Source organism: Marinicella rhabdoformis, from assembly GCF_009671245.1.
GTDB classification, from domain to species: domain Bacteria; phylum Pseudomonadota; class Gammaproteobacteria; order Xanthomonadales; family Marinicellaceae; genus Marinicella; species Marinicella rhabdoformis.
In genome coordinates this window covers 198040-215665 of sequence record NZ_VTFS01000002.1, presented here as the reverse complement: position 1 = coordinate 215665, position 17626 = coordinate 198040, and the positions used below count along the sequence as shown (strand labels likewise).

The 17626-nt window shown below is 41.3% G+C and carries 20 protein-coding genes; all 20 read right to left on the bottom strand.

Annotation, left to right across the window (positions count from 1 at the left end; all coding sequences use genetic code 11):
• Positions 1 to 5: 5 nt before the first annotated feature.
• Positions 6 to 1367 carry a Do family serine endopeptidase gene (locus tag FET73_RS07300; protein ID WP_154223290.1) on the bottom strand — a complete coding sequence of 454 codons (1362 nt, stop codon included), beginning with the start codon at positions 1365 to 1367 and terminating at the stop codon, positions 6 to 8.
• Positions 1368 to 1433: 66 nt separating this feature from the next.
• Complete coding sequence (locus tag FET73_RS07295; protein WP_154223289.1) at positions 1434 to 1889, bottom strand: SoxR reducing system RseC family protein; 456 nt, start codon at positions 1887 to 1889, stop codon at positions 1434 to 1436.
• On the bottom strand, positions 1886 to 2488 hold the full coding sequence (locus tag FET73_RS07290; RefSeq protein WP_154223288.1) for a sigma-E factor negative regulatory protein: 603 nt from the start codon (positions 2486 to 2488) through the stop codon (positions 1886 to 1888). Before FET73_RS07290 ends, FET73_RS07295 begins: the two co-directional genes overlap by 4 nt.
• Entirely contained in the window at positions 2478 to 3119 is a 642-nt protein-coding gene (gene rpoE / locus FET73_RS07285; RefSeq protein ID WP_425481528.1) for an RNA polymerase sigma factor RpoE, read from the bottom strand. Before rpoE ends, FET73_RS07290 begins: the two co-directional genes overlap by 11 nt.
• A gap of 44 nt (positions 3120 to 3163) precedes the next feature.
• Positions 3164 to 5734 (bottom strand): EAL domain-containing protein, encoded by a 2571-nt coding sequence (locus tag FET73_RS07280; RefSeq protein WP_179952163.1) that lies wholly within the window; start codon positions 5732 to 5734, stop codon positions 3164 to 3166.
• The gene (locus tag FET73_RS07275) at positions 5721 to 6215 is read right to left on the bottom strand and encodes a hypothetical protein (RefSeq protein ID WP_154223285.1); all 495 of its coding nucleotides are present in this window, start codon (positions 6213 to 6215) and stop codon (positions 5721 to 5723) included. The genes FET73_RS07280 and FET73_RS07275 overlap by 14 nt, the downstream gene beginning before the upstream one ends.
• A gap of 2 nt (positions 6216 to 6217) precedes the next feature.
• On the bottom strand, positions 6218 to 6574 hold the full coding sequence (locus FET73_RS07270) for a PilZ domain-containing protein (protein WP_154223284.1): 357 nt from the start codon (positions 6572 to 6574) through the stop codon (positions 6218 to 6220).
• A gap of 9 nt (positions 6575 to 6583) precedes the next feature.
• Positions 6584 to 7543 carry a hypothetical protein gene (locus FET73_RS07265; RefSeq protein WP_246172706.1) on the bottom strand — a complete coding sequence of 320 codons (960 nt, stop codon included), beginning with the start codon at positions 7541 to 7543 and terminating at the stop codon, positions 6584 to 6586.
• 5 nt (positions 7544 to 7548) lie between these two features.
• Positions 7549 to 8196, bottom strand: coding sequence for a dTMP kinase (tmk, locus tag FET73_RS07260; protein ID WP_154223282.1), 648 nt, complete (start codon positions 8194 to 8196; stop codon positions 7549 to 7551).
• Positions 8193 to 9206 (bottom strand): endolytic transglycosylase MltG, encoded by a 1014-nt coding sequence (gene mltG, locus FET73_RS07255; RefSeq protein ID WP_154223281.1) that lies wholly within the window; start codon positions 9204 to 9206, stop codon positions 8193 to 8195. Before mltG ends, tmk begins: the two co-directional genes overlap by 4 nt.
• Positions 9203 to 10009: an aminodeoxychorismate lyase gene (pabC, locus tag FET73_RS07250; protein WP_154223280.1), complete on the bottom strand. Its 807-nt coding sequence runs from the start codon at positions 10007 to 10009 to the stop codon at positions 9203 to 9205. Before pabC ends, mltG begins: the two co-directional genes overlap by 4 nt.
• A complete protein-coding gene (locus tag FET73_RS07245; protein WP_154223279.1) occupies positions 10010 to 11311 on the bottom strand; it encodes a chorismate-binding protein in 1302 nt (433 codons plus the stop codon).
• Between the two features lie 15 nt (positions 11312 to 11326).
• Positions 11327 to 12574, bottom strand: coding sequence for a beta-ketoacyl-ACP synthase II (gene fabF / locus FET73_RS07240; protein ID WP_154223278.1), 1248 nt, complete (start codon positions 12572 to 12574; stop codon positions 11327 to 11329).
• A gap of 86 nt (positions 12575 to 12660) precedes the next feature.
• Positions 12661 to 12897, bottom strand: coding sequence for an acyl carrier protein (gene acpP / locus FET73_RS07235; RefSeq protein ID WP_154223277.1), 237 nt, complete (start codon positions 12895 to 12897; stop codon positions 12661 to 12663).
• Between the two features lie 109 nt (positions 12898 to 13006).
• Entirely contained in the window at positions 13007 to 13744 is a 738-nt protein-coding gene (gene fabG / locus FET73_RS07230) for a 3-oxoacyl-ACP reductase FabG (protein ID WP_154223276.1), read from the bottom strand.
• Positions 13741 to 14682, bottom strand: a complete 942-nt coding sequence (fabD, locus tag FET73_RS07225) for an ACP S-malonyltransferase (protein WP_154223275.1) — start codon at positions 14680 to 14682, stop codon at positions 13741 to 13743. The genes fabG and fabD overlap by 4 nt, the downstream gene beginning before the upstream one ends.
• Positions 14683 to 14701: 19 nt before the next feature.
• On the bottom strand, positions 14702 to 15676 hold the full coding sequence (locus FET73_RS07220; protein WP_154223274.1) for a beta-ketoacyl-ACP synthase III: 975 nt from the start codon (positions 15674 to 15676) through the stop codon (positions 14702 to 14704).
• Positions 15677 to 15720: 44 nt separating this feature from the next.
• Positions 15721 to 16677, bottom strand: coding sequence for a phosphate acyltransferase PlsX (plsX, locus tag FET73_RS07215; protein WP_179952162.1), 957 nt, complete (start codon positions 16675 to 16677; stop codon positions 15721 to 15723).
• A gap of 109 nt (positions 16678 to 16786) precedes the next feature.
• Positions 16787 to 16984 (bottom strand): 50S ribosomal protein L32, encoded by a 198-nt coding sequence (gene rpmF / locus FET73_RS07210; RefSeq protein WP_154223272.1) that lies wholly within the window; start codon positions 16982 to 16984, stop codon positions 16787 to 16789.
• A 15-nt stretch (positions 16985 to 16999) separates the two neighbouring features.
• Positions 17000 to 17509, bottom strand: coding sequence for a YceD family protein (locus FET73_RS07205; protein ID WP_154223271.1), 510 nt, complete (start codon positions 17507 to 17509; stop codon positions 17000 to 17002).
• Between the last annotated feature and the right edge of the window lie 117 nt (positions 17510 to 17626).

Genomic DNA, 17626 nt, shown 5'->3' with positions numbered 1-17626 from the left:
CGGGCTTATCGTTCAATCACAATGAAACGATTTGCAGCACCTTGTCTCACTAATAAGACCAAAGGCTCGTCTTCTTCCAAGTCAGCCACTGCTGCTTTGAAACCTTTGAGGTTACTTACTGACACCTTTCCAACTTTTTTAATGATGTCACCAACCCTCAAGCCTGCCCTTCTCACAACGGCTTCATCTACTGATTTGACCACAACACCCTCAGTTTCACCTGACCGTTCTTGCAACTGTTCTGTTAATGAACCCACTGTGAACCCTAACCCCTTACCATAAGCTTTATCGTCGCCACCATTTGAGGCAACCAATCCGGGCTCTAATGCGTCCAAAGATGCTTTTAACGTTTTGACCTTACCATCTCGAAACACTTTTACTTCTACACCTGTTTCTGGCATGGTCATGCCCACAACAGGTGGTAATGATTCGGCCATAATGATGGTTTTATTATTGAACTCAACAATCACGTCACCGACTTCTATACCCGCCTTTTCAGCAGCAGAGTCTTTTGAAACATTATTGACTAAAGCACCACTGGGTTTAGCCATACCCAAATAATCAGCCATTTCTTGATTCACATCTTCTATACCAACCCCTAATAAACCCCGCTTGACTGTGCCATGAGACCTCAATTGATCAGCCACATTCATCGCCACTTCAATCGGAATGGAAAAAGATATGCCCATATACCCGCCAGTGTTAGAGACAATTAATGTATTGATGCCTACTACTTTGCCACTCATGTTTATCAACGGCCCACCAGAATTACCTCTGTTAATAGGTACATCAGACTGTAAATAAGGCACATATTGCTGATTACCCATTCGACGCCCTTTAGCGGAAATGATCCCTTTGGTAACCGAGTGTTCAAAACTTAAAGGAGAACCAATCGCCATCACCCACTCTCCAATTTGTAATTTGTCAGCAGTACCCACCTCTAATATAGGCAAATTCTTGGCATCAACTTTTAGAACTGCTACATCACTGGCCTCATCTTCTCCAACAATTTCAGCATCCAATTCACGCCTGTCTTTTAGTGTAACGGTGACCTTATCAGCACCTTGTATGACATGTCGGTTAGTTAAAATATAACCATCTGTTGAAATGATAAACCCTGAACCACCTGAAACACGGTCTCGATTTTGTGGCTGACCTGGCATACCAAAGAAACGATATAACTGTTCTTCTTGTTGACTCAAAGGTTTATTTTGCTCATCGGCATTTTCTCGTGCAACAATATTTACTACTGCCGAACTGGTGTCTTTCACCAATGACGTAAAATCTGGCAAACCACCTTCTTTTGCATGCACATTGTGCAAAACCATGGGCATCAATAAAACCCAAATCATCAAATGTTTTTTCATCACTAAAACTCCATTATTAAAGTATTTTCTTGTCAGACTACTAGATTGTATAAAAGTGCTGTTTGATTATATAAACGTTACTTTTGGCATGTCTTTGTGAGGTTTTTTAAAATGCATCAACCAATAAAACAAAACCAAGCCAATAACAAAACCCAACAATGCGCCTAAATCACCTGACAGCATATTATGAGTAAACAATGCTTGTCCCAGCACCATAGTTATTAAAGCCAACAGCATGGGTAAAATATAGACCACAAAAGCAGATTTCAAGAGGTTACCCTCTGACAATTCCAAACCCACTTTCTGACCGACAGCGCGTTCATTTGAAAAAATTAATTCCGGGTTGGTGATGCACACCCCATTATTATCTTTTTTAAGCCAAAACTGATCTTTGTGAAGCTTAAAAACATCAAACAGTGGTTTGTCGCAGTGAAGTTGACAGCCGTCACAACTATTGGGTTTATCCACCTTTAGTTGGACGGCTTCTTCGGTTTTTGCTGTTATGGTTGCCAAACGAATCATTCGGCAGTTTTAGCGTTTTCCTTGTTCTTGATTTGTTGCTGCAATTGCTTCATATATTCAGTGTTATAGTATGAAGGTAACACCTCTACTTGCTGGCCATTTCGCTCTATTAAGTATTGCTGAACTTTGGGTGTTAATGACGGGAATTTACTGTACCGTGGCATTTGTTCTACACGCGCAGTATGTGCCGCAGGAGGAATAATTAATTGTTCAGCAGTTTTAATCACCGCAACATCATTAAGAGTCTGTACACCAGTCAATGTGTCATTGGTATTGAAACTTAAAATAGCCACCCATGCAACAGATGCAGCTATTGCAGAACCTAACATTGGCTTGAGCCATGAACCTATTCTGCTCTCCGGTTTAGACTCCATTGAAACACGCCCTTGATTCAACTGCGCCACAACTTGCGAGCCCAAATCATTCATCAGAGGTGCTTGCTCAGTTTTATGTAAATAAGAGCGCATCAAATGATAAGAATCCCATGTCTCACTGAGTTGCTCATCTGATTGCATTCGTTTTAATAAAAACCTGCTGCAATCTTTTTCTAATTCGCCATCCATCAATTCTGAAATGTTTTGGCTTGCTTTATTTGTCATGTGCTTTTCTCTTACTTACTGTTCTCGTACTTTCTGTTAGCTTTAATGGCTTAAGGACTTGGTCAACAGCATCTCTCGCCCTGAATATGCGCGACCTAACTGTCCCAATTGGACAATCCATTTTTTCTGCGATTTGTTCATAACTTAAACCATCAACTTCTCGCATGATGATTGCCATTCTTAAGTCATCAGGTAAAGCTGCAATTGCTTTAGACATGGTTGCTTCCAATTCGTCACGTGCATAGACCGCATCTGGTGTATCTAAGTTCCTGAAATCTTCATTACTTGAAAAATTTTCAGCCTCTTCAAATTCAACTGGTGCATTTTGAATGCGCCTACCTTTTGCAACCAAATGATTTTTTGCTGTATTGACCGCAATGCGGTAGATCCAAGTGTAAAATGAGCTGTCACCCCTAAAATTTGGAAGCGCCCTAAAGACCTTGATAAAAACTTCCTGCGCCACATCTTGAATTTCATGGTGATCACGAACAAATTTTGCAATCACATTGGCTACCCTTTGCTGGTATCGATTGACAAGCATTTCAAATGCTTTCATTTCACCTTTCTTGGCTTCTGCTACCAGAGCAACATCTAAGTTGGTTTCTGTCATGTTAGTTTGCTGTTTATTCATTAAATTTGCGTATTTGACAGGGTAAACTTGTTTAGGTTCAAAAATTATCCTGCATTACTAAGTAAAACAGCACGTTGCTTTAATATTTCATTGATGTCCGCTGAAGGTAATGGGCGACAAAACAAAAACCCTTGAAAATACTCACAGCCCTTGGCTGCCAAGTAATGTCTTTGCTCCTCAGTTTCAACACCTTCTGCCACAATTTTATGCCCCACCCTTTTTGCAATATCAATGGTTGCATCTAATATGGCCTCATCATCAGGACTCAGACCAATGTTTTTGACAAAAGTTTGATCTATCTTTAAAGTTTTAGCAGGGATTTTTCTGATGTATTCTAAAGTTGAATGCCCAGTTCCAAAATCGTCAATTGATAAAGTACAGCCTAGATCAACGATTTTTCTCATCATCTTCAAGGCATCACCCACATCTTCAAACTTCTCGCTTTCTGTAATTTCAAAATCCAAATATTTTGGGTGAATAGCAGATTGTTTAATCACTTGTTTTATACGGTCTATTAATTTGTTATCACTCAACTGTAAAGGTGATAAATTAACAGACATATTCAGCATCAAACCAAACTCATCTTGCCATTGCTTCAGTCTTTTACATGACTTATGCAAAACCAAATAACCGATTTTATGGATCAATCCAGTCTGTTCAGCAAGTGGAATGAATAAGCCAGGACTGATAATCCCTAATTCTGGGTGCTCCCATCGAACCAGTGCCTCAAACCCCATGATATCCTCAGTTGCAGCATCAATTTTAGGTTGGAAATAGACATCCAACTGGTTGTTATCAATCGCATACGAAAGGTTTTTTTCCATTTCCTCCAGTTGCTTGGCAGATTCTCCTTCTTGGGAAGGGGTATATTCAGAAAACCTATTTTTACCTTTAAGTTTGGCATCATAGAGTGCTGTGTCCGCATTCTTAATTAAATGACCGACCGATTTAGCATGCTCGGGATAATATGCTATACCCATGCTAACAGTTATTTTTAACTCGCTGCCGTTATCCAATCCAATTGGATGCGCAACAGCCTGAAGTACTTGAGTGGCAATTTTTTGCACAGACTCTTTATCTTCAACATCATCTAACCAAATGAGAAACTCGTCACCCGCATAGCGTGCAGCCACCCCATGCTTGCCGATAAAACGCTTCAGTACATTAGCGACTGATATGAGCACACTGTCACCAACATCATGCCCCAAAGAATCATTTATTATTTTAAACCTGTCTAAATCCAAGAATACCAACGCCTTAAAATCTTCTTGTGACTTAGGATCAAGCATAACCTGCTCTATGGTTTTTACTATATATCGCCTGTTAATTAACCCCGTCAAAACGTCATATTGACTTTCTGACTCATGAGAAGCCTTTAAAGCGGTAAACGCCATATGTTTGGCGTAGTGGTCAGACAATTCACTGAACAGTAAAGTGGTTGGCTCCCAGTCTAGCAATAAATCATTCCCGCCCGCAACGACCATGATGTCAGAATCCTTGTCAACCACACAACGATAAACCATCAGGCTATTTATAGAATAAAACTTAACAAACTCATCACCTGGAATCTGACGGTGTGCACCATGTTCTATTTCTAAGCTGTTGGCATCCTGAAGTTTTCTGATCAGAAACTCATGTTTTGCTTTGACAAAAAGTTCACACATATTGTCCTGAGAATAATCCCAAACAACCTCATCGTAATTGTTGGCACTTTTTTTAACAGCAAAGAAAAAGTTTACTCCAGTCCACTTAACCAAATCTGCCATGTCTTCAGCGATGTGTACACTAGAGAAGTCTAATAACTGGAATTCCTTTAATTTTTTAACGAATTGACTGTAAAAAACTGATTGTGAAATATTTTGTAATTGACCCAAATAATACGGCCTTCCATCTAAATACAATGATTGCATATTCAAACTGGCAAACAACCTGCTGCGTTTTTTAAGTCTTGTTTTTACTTCAAAATCTAAGGTTGCACTCCCACGTTCATTAACAATTCGATTGATTTGATTGGCACTGATGTTATTGGGGTATGCAGCCAGCTGTTCATATCCTTTGTTCAACAGTTTGTCTTCCGTCAGTCCTGTCATTGTTAAAATTTGTTCATTAACATAACATACTGTTTCATCAGAAACATCATATAAGAACATAGGATAAGCACTGACAGGAAAGAGTAAATTAACCAATGTATCAAGCTGAACAATTTTGGCTTGAGCCACATCATGTTGACTGATTTTTTTTATGTCCAACCCCATCCTTGCAGTCAGTTCATTCTGAGAAATGGGAGAAAAATAACTGTCGTCAATCCAAGCATCAATTGTTTGGTAAGCTTCACTGTCAACTTGAATTGTTTCTGCAAAAACGCCAACAATCTTTATGCCTAACTGCTTGGCGTGAATGGCTTCAATTTGCGCTTTGCCTTTTAGCCATCGAGGAGAAATTTCAATAACCAAAACTTGTACTTGTTCCTCAGATTCTAGTATTTCCAAAACTTGCTGCATGTCTGAAGCAGTAAAAATCTGGCTTGCTTGTTGGTTATCAAAATAATTAAAGAAAGACAGCCTGTCTTTCTTACTGTCACACGCGATTAAAATATTGTGATCAAGATATGGCATTTGAATTAACCCAACGACCATCCCTTAAGACATACTCTCCGTCTAGACCAAAGCTTAACTCAACTTTTTTCCCTTGTTTTTCAAAAAATTGACTGCTGTCTCCTTTGGGTAAAATAAATAAATATTTAACCACTTCTGAGGGCAAAGCTTTGATTTTTGATAAATATAATTTTGTATCTAACCATACACTTTTATTCATCACCGGAAAAACAAACACTGAAAAATGTTTGCGATTTGAAGCGTATTCTATGGCATGGCTGATGTCTTTAGTTTTGGGCGAAGGTGGCTCATTATTCTTTAAGTTTGAAAGACCATTGGTACTATCCCATAGGTATATAGCCCAACCTGTTCTCAATGACAGGGACTTTAAACTGTTAGCCAATCCTTCTGTGTCATTTTTTGACATGTATAGCAGTTGAGAAGTATTTCTAAACTCTTCTTCAAGAACAATCAATTCTTGGTTGCTAAAAAAAGTTGACATATTTACATGGTTTCCGTTGGTATTTCCTCTCCGCCATAAGGAGCAAGAATGGTGTCAATTTGTTTTCTAACCACATTCATATCTGCATTTTGGGCGAGCTGTATGCCAATCCCAGCAGATTTAGACCCTTGTGCCCCTTTAGGTGTAACCCAAATAACCTTTCCAGTCACAGGCATGCGTTCTTCTTCATCCAAAGTAACCAAAACAAAAACCTCTTCGCCCAGTTTATACTCATTACTGGTTTTAACAAACAGCCCGCCATTTTGAATAAAAGGCATATAATGTTTATGCAGCTCTGCAGCTCCTTGAATATTCAAAGACAAAATACCTTTTTTACCCATGCCTCCCATGAAAGCCATAACTTACCCCTAAGAAATCCGTTGTTTGATTTGAAATAACAATGATTCTAACATCAATTGTTTTTTAAGTTGTGTATTAAATTTTAGCACAACACCCTGTATCAAATCATTCATTTTGATTATTAAATCAGCACTTTGCGGCTCTTTTTTGAGCAATTTACTGAACTGATGACCAGACCATTTTTTATTCAATGGCTGTTTGGAACATTCCTTTAGTAACAACATATTTAATTGTTGCCACATTTCCAAATGCTTAAGGCCAATAGTTTCATGCCATTTTTTTACTACGGCAACCAAAGAGTCTTGACCTACTATAAAGCCACAGACGTCATCTAAAAATGCAATAAACTCCGTCAAAACTCCTGCCTTCAAACAGGCCAATGCCGACAATGGTTCACCAGACATTAGGGGATGTATGGCCAATACTTCTTTTTCATTATCGTATTGAGATACAAGCCATTGATACACTTCAGGTGCTATCGATTCTGGAATTGCAATATCTAGACTGATACAACGACTTCTGATTGTAGGAAGTAAGTGGTGCTTTGCTTCAGAAAGCAAAAACAAAGTCCCAGAAGATGGTGGCTCCTCTAACACTTTTAACAAGGCATTAGCCGCAGAATTATTCATCAGATGTGCCTGGTGAATCACCGCAATTTTATGCTGGGAGCAATGGGGGGTAGAAACAAAGAAATCAGTTAAATCTCTGATCATACCCACCTTTACCAAATTATTTTCAGGTGTCACAGTCAACACATCTGGGTGATGCCCAGCATGATTTAAACGACAACTCTGACATTCACCACAGGCTTGTTCATCACTTTTCGAACATAACATGACAGGAATGATTTGCGCCAACAATGCACGCTTTCCTACACCTTCTGCTCCATTGACAATCACTGCTTGGGGCTTAATACCCTTGCCAATCATCCCTTGCCAAGCATTTTGGGCATCACTCAACCAAAACATATTGCTCACAGCTGCTCCTTGAAATTATTCATAACTCGTTTGATCTGCTCAGCCACTTGATCAATATTCACATCCGCATCGACATGCTTGATTCGTTTTGGATAGGCTTTTAACCGGGCCAAATAGGCTGTTCTTATGGTTTGAAAAAAAGTCATGTCTTCTTTTTCAATGCGGTCTTTTTCAGAGCGTGCGGCGGCTCGAGACAGCCCCACTTCAGGTGTGACATCCAAATACAGTGTCAAATCAGGCACCGTATCCCCCACAGTCAACTGCTCCAAAAAACCAATCACATGATTATCAATTGATCTCCCACCACCTTGATAGGCAAAGCTGGCATCGACAAATCGATCGGACACCACCCATGTTCCAGCAGCCAAAGCAGGCCTAATCGTTTTAACCACATGCTCATTTCGTGCAGCAAACATCAATAGCAACTCTGTTTGAGCATCCAAATGATTGGCATACAATAAAATATCCCGAATTTTTTCAGCACTTTCTTCTCCTCCAGGCTCTCTGGTGGTGATGTAAGGAATCGACCAAGAATCTAAAATTGAAGTGATGACTGATAAGGCACTGGACTTCCCTGCACCTTCTGAGCCTTCCAATGAAATAAATTGTGCAGGAATTTGGTTAAAAAACGACTTGTGACTCATGGTTTGTTTCTTTGCGCTCTTAAATATTTTTTGACGGCTTTCAGGTGCTCATCGTAGGTATTTGAAAAAGTATGCCCCCCCAAGCCATTGGCAACAAAATAAAGCGCTTTTCCATCTTTGGGTTGAGCCGCTGCCCTGATGGATGCTTCACTTGCCATGGCAATTGGCGTTGGCGGCAATCCCTTTCGAGTATAGGTATTGTAAGGTGTATCAGTCTTTAAATGCGCCCTTGTAATGTCGCCTGCATAATCTTCACCCACACCATAAATAACGGTTGGATCTGTTTGTAATTTCATTCCTTTGAGTAATCGTCGGTGAAAAACACCAGAAATGGTGGTTCTTTCTGAAGCCACAGCCGTCTCTTTTTCAATGATGGATGCCAAGATTAACAGTTCATAAGGTGTTTTGAGTTTTACTTTTTCTGAGCGTGATGACCATGCATCTGCTAACACTTCTTTTAACGCTTGATGTGAACGTTTCATCACTGACAGGTCACTGTCTCCCTTAACAAACTGATAAGTTTCAGGTAAAAACTGACCCTCTAATGAAGGCGCATCAATACTTAACTTTGACATCAATTGTTCATCACTCATGTCAATCAGCACATGCTTCATAGGCGCTTCAAACAGTTCTGATTTGATGGTTTTCCAAGTCAGGCCTTCAATCAAAGTATATTGGTAACTTTTGACATTATTGCCATCAATATAGGCCAGCAATTCTCGAGGAGTGGAACGCTTAACAATTTCAAATTCTCCGGCTTTTATTTGCGATTGATCAGGGTTCAATCTGGCCAACAACTTCCACTGCCACAATTCACCTTTACCTCCCTTTGACTTAAGCAAAGAGATGAAATCTGTATAATTACTTCCTTTTTTGATGTCTAGTGTGACCGGCACCTGATGAAAAACAGGGCTCAATAGAAAATTATTGTACCTATTATAAAACAAGTACAGTGCAGCCAAAGCCAGCACAACGACAACCAATACAGATTGAATCAGTATTTTTTTCACAAACTCATTAACTCATTCCACGAATGCTCAATTCTATCGTGAAGTGAAGATGCTGTGCTGAACTTTTTCACACCATCAACAGATTCGACTGACGAGATACCACGCACACTGTTGATTAAAAACAAACCATCAAATGACGACAATTCACTCACTTGAATATTGACACTCTTCACAGTGACATGACTTTTCAGCCATGCCAAACCCACTCCTGACACACCACAGCGCGTTGTTTTTGGTGTATATAGCTCGTCATCCTTCAACAAAACCACATTCTGGCTTACGGATTCAATCAACTCTCCTGATTGAGCACAAACCAGCATTTCATCGAACCTTGATTGCTGAAGCTCTCGAGCCAAAAACACTTGCTCCAATCGGTTTAAGTGCTTGATACCCGCCAAACAAGGCTGTTCTGCCAGTTGCAGCTGCGCCAAACCTAAATGAAAAGGCTTTTTATTTTCATGTGGTAAAGGCGAGGACTGCAGTATCCAGTCACTGTCTTTGTGCTGTGCTGCATACCCCCTGCCCTTAGCTTGTCTGAACAAAGTGAGTTTTATCACAGCATGTGATGCTTCTTCCGCCACAAACCAACTGTCAATTTGTTTTAAAATTTCAGCTTCATTTGGACAATTAAGGTTTAAATATTGAGCTGATTGTTGAAACCTATGCCAATGAAACTGCCACAATGGCACTTTTCCATTAACCAATCGCATGGTTTCAAAAATCCCATCGCCATACTGCAAGCCTCGATTGATTAACGCTTTCCAGTCGAGCACTTTGATTGAACTTGCCATGAGTTCCGACACTTACTTTTCAGCTCCCAAAACCCGCAATAAACCTCTGGCTTTGTGGCGTGTTTCTATCAATTCAGCATCCGGATCAGAGTCATGTACGATACCTGCACCGGCGAATAAGCGAACGTTACCATCTGAAATGGCCAAGCTTCTGATCAATATATTAAAATCCATTTGTCCATCGTGGTTGATGTAACCAATTGAACCGGTATAAAAACCGCGTGGACGTTGCTCTAATTCAGCAATCACTTCCATACAACGCACTTTGGGACAGCCTGTGATAGTCCCCCCTGGAAACAAAGATCGAAGCACATCGACCACAGTCGCACCAGGAATTAATTGCCCTACCACATTAGATACTATGTGATGCACGGTTGGATAAGACTCAATGACCATCAATTCATCCACATGAACCGTCCCTTTTTTGCTCACCCGCCCTATGTCATTGCGTTCTAAATCAATTAACATCACATGTTCAGCCTGTTCTTTGGGTGTATTGAGCAATTCTTCAATCAGCGCACGATCTTTATCAGCATCTTCACTTCTGGGTCGCGTTCCAGCAATCGGCCGCGTAGAAACTTGACCTGACTTGACTTGAACCAGTCGCTCGGGAGATGAACTGACCATCGACCAAAGTGGGGTTTGTAGCAAGGCTGCAAATGGTGCAGGATTTTTTGCTTTCATGGCAGCAAAAACAGCCAAAGGACAGATACTTTCCTCTGCACTTAAATTCCATTGCCGCGAAAGGTTGGCTTGATAAATGTCACCCGAAACAATGTATTCTTTGGCACGCTTCACTTGTTCTTTAAATGGTGTTGGCGCCTCTTCTTGACAAGAAAAACACCCTTTTAGCGAAGCGGCCTTTCCATCCAAATTATCGACCTTAGATGCAATGGCAGCTGCTGTCACCTCATCTTCGGCTGTGATGTAAGTTTTTTTATCTATGTGATCATATAACACAGCACCTTGGCAATAAATGGCTACAGCTAAGGGCTCATCTGTCAGCTTTGGCAGTTGACCTGCTAACTTTTCTTCAAATACTGCTGCGCACTCATAAGCCAAATAAACCATCCACCCAAATTCAAAAGGCAATACCGATGATTGGGCCTTAGGCGTTTGGTCGATACAGTTGAGCAGTTTGTTCAATCCCGACAAGTCGTAAGCAAATTGTTCAGATGCGGGCGCAGCCATTAAGATGCTGTAACGGCCGGTTTGTGGGTTATTTGACTGGCTTTCTAACAAGACAGGAAAAAAGCCCGAATCAGTCGCAAGTGACTGAAAATCGGGCTTTTTATTGATTGCTTTGACAACCATTCGATTGGTCTGACTTTATTTAACTGACAATCGATTGAACACCAAAGAACCATTGGTGCCACCAAACCCAAATGAATTTGAAATGGCCACATCAATTTTGGCATCTCTGGCTTGATTGGGCACATAGTCAAGGTCGCATTCTGGATCAGGGTTGGTCAAGTTTATGGTAGGCGTCATCACTTGATTATGTAAACTCATGGCTGTGAAAATGGCCTCAATTCCACCCGCTGCACCCAATAAATGGCCCGTCATAGATTTAGTCGATGTCACACCCATGTTTTTGGCATGATCACCAAAGGTCAATTTAACTGCATCACTTTCACCTTTATCACCTTGTGGTGTAGAGGTGCCGTGCGCATTAACAAAATTAAATTGATCGGCATTAAAGCCTGAATCTTTAATCGCATTGGCCATGCATCGTGCCGCGCCTTCACCGCCAGGAGATGGCGCCGTCATGTGATGGGCGTCAGAACTCATACCAAAACCTGACAATTCTGCATAAATTTTGGCACCGCGTTTTACAGCATGTTCATATTCCTCAATAACCAAAACACCCGCGCCATCACCCAAAACAAAGCCATCGCGCTCTTTATCCCATGGGCGAGAAGCAGCTGTTGGATCATCGTTGCGCGTCGACAAAGCCTTAGAACTAGAAAATCCACCAATGGCAATAGGCGTGGATGCATATTCTGCACCACCACAAACCATCACATCAGCATCACCATAAACAATGGAGCGGAAAGCCATACCAATACTGTGGGTTGCTGAACTACAAGCCGACACCATGGCCAAATTAGGGCCTTTTAAGCCGTATTTAATGCTCAAATGTCCAGAGGCCATATTGATTATGGTACTGGGAATAAAAAATGGAGAGATCCTTCTTGGCCCTTTGTCCAGCCATGTTTCAGTGGTTTTTTGAATACCTAATATGCCACCAATGCCAGCACCAACATATACACCAATGCGTTCAGCATTGGCCTCAGTAACTTCTAAGCCTGAATCTTCCATCGCTTGTGTTCCGGCAGCCATGGCATAGTGTATGAATGGATCCATTTTTTTTGCGTCTTTACCTGACACGTATTCTTTGGCATCGAAATCCTTGATTTCACCTGCAATGGTGGCAGCAAAACCTTCGGTATCAAAATGTGTAATCGGCGCAATGCCACTGACGCCATTGACAATATTTTGCCAAGCCGCCTGTAAGGTGTTTCCAACTGGTGAGACAATGCCCATACCAGTTACCACAACTCTTCGTTTCGTCATGTTTTTGTCCCCACAAAAAATATAAAAGCCGGGTTAACTCACAACCCGTTAACCCAGCTTTATTTGAAACTGTAATGCTTTAAAACTTAAGCGTTGGCAGTCACGTAATCAATGGCTTGTTGAACCGTAGTGATTTTTTCAGCTTCTTCTTCTGGAATTTCGCATTCAAACTCTTCTTCCAAAGCCATCACTAACTCAACTGTATCCAAAGAATCAGCACCCAAATCATCCACGAAAGATGCAGCGTTGTTCAACTCAGACAATTCAATGTCTAAATCCAATTGTTCAATGACGATTTCTTTTACTTTAGTTTCTGTACTCATTAAATTTTACCTGTGTAAAAAAAGCATAGTATATGCAAGGTTTATTAAATATGCCACCGAAAAATGGTGGCTTTGTTTCAATTTTTCAAGTCTGGGGTATTTTATACCCTTAACTCATGTTCATGCCACCATTGACGTGTAAAGTTTCTCCGGTGATATAAGCACCCATATCTGAGGCCAAAAATAAAACCGCATCAGCAATGTTTTGAGTCTCACCTAGCCTTGCCAAGGGAATCTGTTCCATTAATGATGATTGTTGACCTTCATCCAACTCATCGGTCATGTCTGTTTGAATAAAACCAGGCGCTACCACATTAACGGTGATACCACGCGAACCGATTTCTTGAGCCAATGATTTAGAAAAGCCTATCATACCCGCTTTAGCTGCCGCATAATTACTTTGACCAGGGTTTCCCATGGTACCAATAACAGAACCAATATTGATGATGCGACCTGTTCTGGCTTTCATCATGCCTCGAACACAAGCCTTACTCATGCGATAAACAGATGACAAATCCGTATTGATCACGCCATCCCAGTCTGACTCATTCATGCGCATCAACAGCTTATCATTGGTAATACCGGCGTTGTTAACCAAAATTTGTGGCAAACCAACACCTGCTTTTAATGTTTTCATCAAAGCATCAACACTTTCTTGGCTACCCACATCAAGCACCATGCCCCGGCCTTCACCCAAGTATGCACTGATTTTTTCTGCACCTGATTCTGATGTGGCTGTACCGATTACAACAGCCCCTGCTTTTAATAAAGTTTCTGCAATCGCCTTACCAATGCCTCTACTGGCACCTGTAACCAAAGCCACTTGCTGATTTAAATCTATCTTCATATTCCTAGTCCCTCTAATAATTTCTCTATACCTTTGGCATTCATCAATGGAAACACCGTCAAACTGCGGTCAAAACGCTTAAACAAGCCTGACAACACTTTACCCGGACCACACTCTGCTACCGTCTCTACTGACATTTGTTGTAATTTTTGCATCGTTTCTGTCCAGCGTACTGGAGAATACAATTGTGACATTAACGCTTTTTTAATCGCCGCGACATCATTGTGTACGCTGACATCAAAGTTGTGAATCACATCAACCTTCGCTTCTTGCCAATCAATGTTTTGCAAGTCTTCACTCAGCTGTTCTGCCGCAGGTTTCATCAAAGCGCAATGAGATGGCACACTGACCGCCAAAGGCATGACTTTTTTAGCACCTTTGTCAGCACACAAAGCGCTCGCTGCCTCTACCGCCGCCTTTTCTCCCGCTATGACAATTTGACCCGGAGAATTATAATTCGCCGCACTGACAACACCTGACACTGACTTTTGAGCCTCAGCACAAGCAGTTTCAACATCTACTGGCTCTAAACCCAATACAGCAGCCATAGAACCTGTGCCCGCTGGTACCGCTTGTTGCATGTATCGTCCACGTAAGTGAACCAAATTAATGGCTTGCTCAAATGACATGACACCTGCACAAACCAAAGCCGAATATTCACCCAGCGAATGGCCTGCCATGACATCGACTTGTATCTCACTTCTTTTTGATATGGCTTGATAAATACCCACAGATGCTGCCAATAAAGCAGGTTGTGTCCATTGCGTTTGATTCAAATCATCGGCTGGACCTGTATTGACCATGGTCAATATATCATGACCCAATACGTCATTGGCCTGTTCAAATAATGTGGTGATTTCTGAATACTCGGTTAATGCATCTAACATCCCCACCGATTGCGACCCCTGCCCAGGGAATACAAATGCTGTTTTAGTCATACGAATTTAAATTATTTTATTAATATTGAATCAGGGCAGAACCCCAAGTAAATCCACCGCCAAATGCTTCAAGCAGTAAAACATCCCCGCGTTTGACCTTTCCACTTTTGATGGCTTCATCAAGGGCCAAGCCTACAGATGCCGCCGATGTATTACCATGTTTATCAACCGTCACAATCACTTGATCCATGCTCATGCTGAGCTTTTTGGCTGTGGCTGTGATGATGCGTAAGTTGGCTTGGTGCGGAATCAACCAATCAATGTCCGTCTTTTTCATGTCATTGGCTTTCAATGTTTCTTTGACAATACGACCAAGGGTCATTACTGCGGTTTTAAACACCTCATTACCCTTCATGCGTATTTTAAGCCCACCATTAGGCTCATTCTTCAAACCTGATGAAACACCCACTGTCGCATTCAATAAGTCACCGTGTGCACCATTTGCATGAATGTGCGTTGATAAAACGCCTTCCTTTTCTTCTGTGGCTTCAAGCACTATGGCACTCGCGCCATCACCAAACAACACACAGGTGGTTCGATCATTCCAATCGACCATACGAGTCAATGTTTCAGCACCAATTACCAAAGCCCTTTTGTGTGTACCAGATTTGATGAATTTATCAGCCACAGCCAAGGCATAAATCGAACCTGAACATGCCGCATTGACGTCAAATGCAGCAATTCCCGGACAATCAAGGGCATTTTGAATCAAACATGCTGTACTGGGAAATATCAAATCAGGTGTGGTTGTACCCACAACAATTAAGTCTATGTCTTTTGCAGTAATTCCAGCCACTTCAAATGCTTTTTTAGCTGCCTCAATAGCCAATGTCGACGTCGTTTCACCATCTCCTGCCACATGCCTTTGCTTGATACCTGTGCGGTCTTGAATCCATTGGTCATCAGTATCAACCATTTTTTCTAAGTCGGCATTGGTGAGAATTTTATCTGGCAGGTGGCTACCCGTGCCAATGATTTTTGAGTAAATTGTCATGTTATTTTGTCCCCGCTGGCTGAATCAACCAGCATCCGAAAACATTAAGTGTTTTCTAAATACGATACCGCCCGTTCAATGGCAGCGTAAAAACCTTTGCTGTCGCAATTACCATGTGATTTAACCACACAAGCATCCAATCCCAATAGTAATGCACCATTATATTGAGATGGATTGTAGTTTAAACCGCTGATTGATGCCATAAATCCTTTAAACAGCTTCGTCACACGTGAATTCCTCATGTTTTCACTGTTTTGTGACATCAGTGTCATCATACCTTCACAAGCTTTGAGCGTGATGTTACCAACAAAACCATCACAACAGACCACATCTGCAAACCCTTCAAACAGGTGAGTACCTTCGCAAAAACCAACATAATTCAGCTCGGCATGCTGTAATAAACGATCAGCTTGTTGCACCGCGTCATTGCCTTTCATGTGCTCAGTACCGACATTCAATAAGGCCACTTCTGGTTTGTCACCACAGTCCAGCAATTTACTGGCAGCTTGTGCACCCAAATGTGCCAAGTCAAATAAATCATCTGCTCGGTAATCCAAAGTAGCACCCACATCCAAAAGCAAGGTAGGCTTAGGTTGGCCAGGTAAAATAGTCGCCAATGCCGGTCGCTCAATCTCACCACAAGGTTTCAACCATGTTTTGGCAAATGCGACCAATGCACCGGTGTTTCCAGCCGTCAAAATCGCATCGCTGACTCCATCAGCAACCGACTTAATCGCCAGTGACAAAGTGCTGTTTCGCTTGTGTTTTAGTACTTGGAAAGGCGTATCTGACATCACCACTTGTTGTGGCGTTTTTATGATATGGATGTGATTTGATAGGTTTTTAAAAAATTCTGCATGAGTAGAATAAAAAGCTTCTTCAACAAACAGTTGAAACAGCACCTTCTTGTTATTCCTAACGTAAGAAGTCACTGCATCCAGACGTTGCAATGGGTCTTTATCACCGCCCATCAGATCGATGGCGATGGTTTTTTGATGCATGGTGCTTTTTGACATCCTTAACCGTTCATGTGAATGATAAAAAAAGGGCCAAGTTTAACACTTCGCCCTTTTTTCAAATATTGTTTAGAGTAAGCAATACTCCATTCAATTATTCTTCGCCTTCTTCAACAGTTTCTTCGAACTGGATGACTTCACGGCCACGGTAAAAGCCTTCTGGGCTTACGTGGTGACGCAAATGCGTTTCACCTGTTTCAGGCTCGATAGACAATGTGCGTGTTTTCAAGCTGTCGTGTCCACGTCTCATACCTCTTTTAGAAGGTGTTTTGCGGCTTTTTTGTACTGCCATTTTGATTCTCCAAAATTATTTTAAATCTTTCAATACAGCAAAAGGATTATGTGTTTCTTCTGCTGTGTCATGTTCTGCTTCATCTGCCAAATATTCTGACTTTATGGTTGCACCAGGTTTCACCGGAAACTCTGGAACCACCAAAAGCAACTCGTCTTCCAACAAAGCCTTTGGATTAACTGTGTCACCATCCACCCAGGAAGGTGCCACACCACCAAATAACTTGTCTTCATCTTCAACACGATTAATAAAACCAATGGTTTTATTTACTTTTACGTCAAAGTCAAAATGCTCCAAGCTTCTTTGACAAATCAATTCAATTTTAGATTCGATTGCAATGTGCGCCAAGCCCATGATGTCAGACGAAGGTTCAAAAGCCATTTCAAACTTGACTTCTTGATCGTCAACCTTAACCAAATGCGAAGGCAAGCGGTCAAAATCTGATAACAAAATGGTGCCCGAAAGCAGCCACGATTTCCTTATGGCAGTTACAATTTCAATCGAATCGGGTAGTGATTTAGCCATAGCCGGCGAATTCTACTGATTTTGCTTGGCCAATGCAATGGTTTTAGTGCTTTTTATCAGCATCTGGCTTTGTTAGAATGGGCTTTTATTTAAGCAACTGTTTCGAGCTTTCAGATT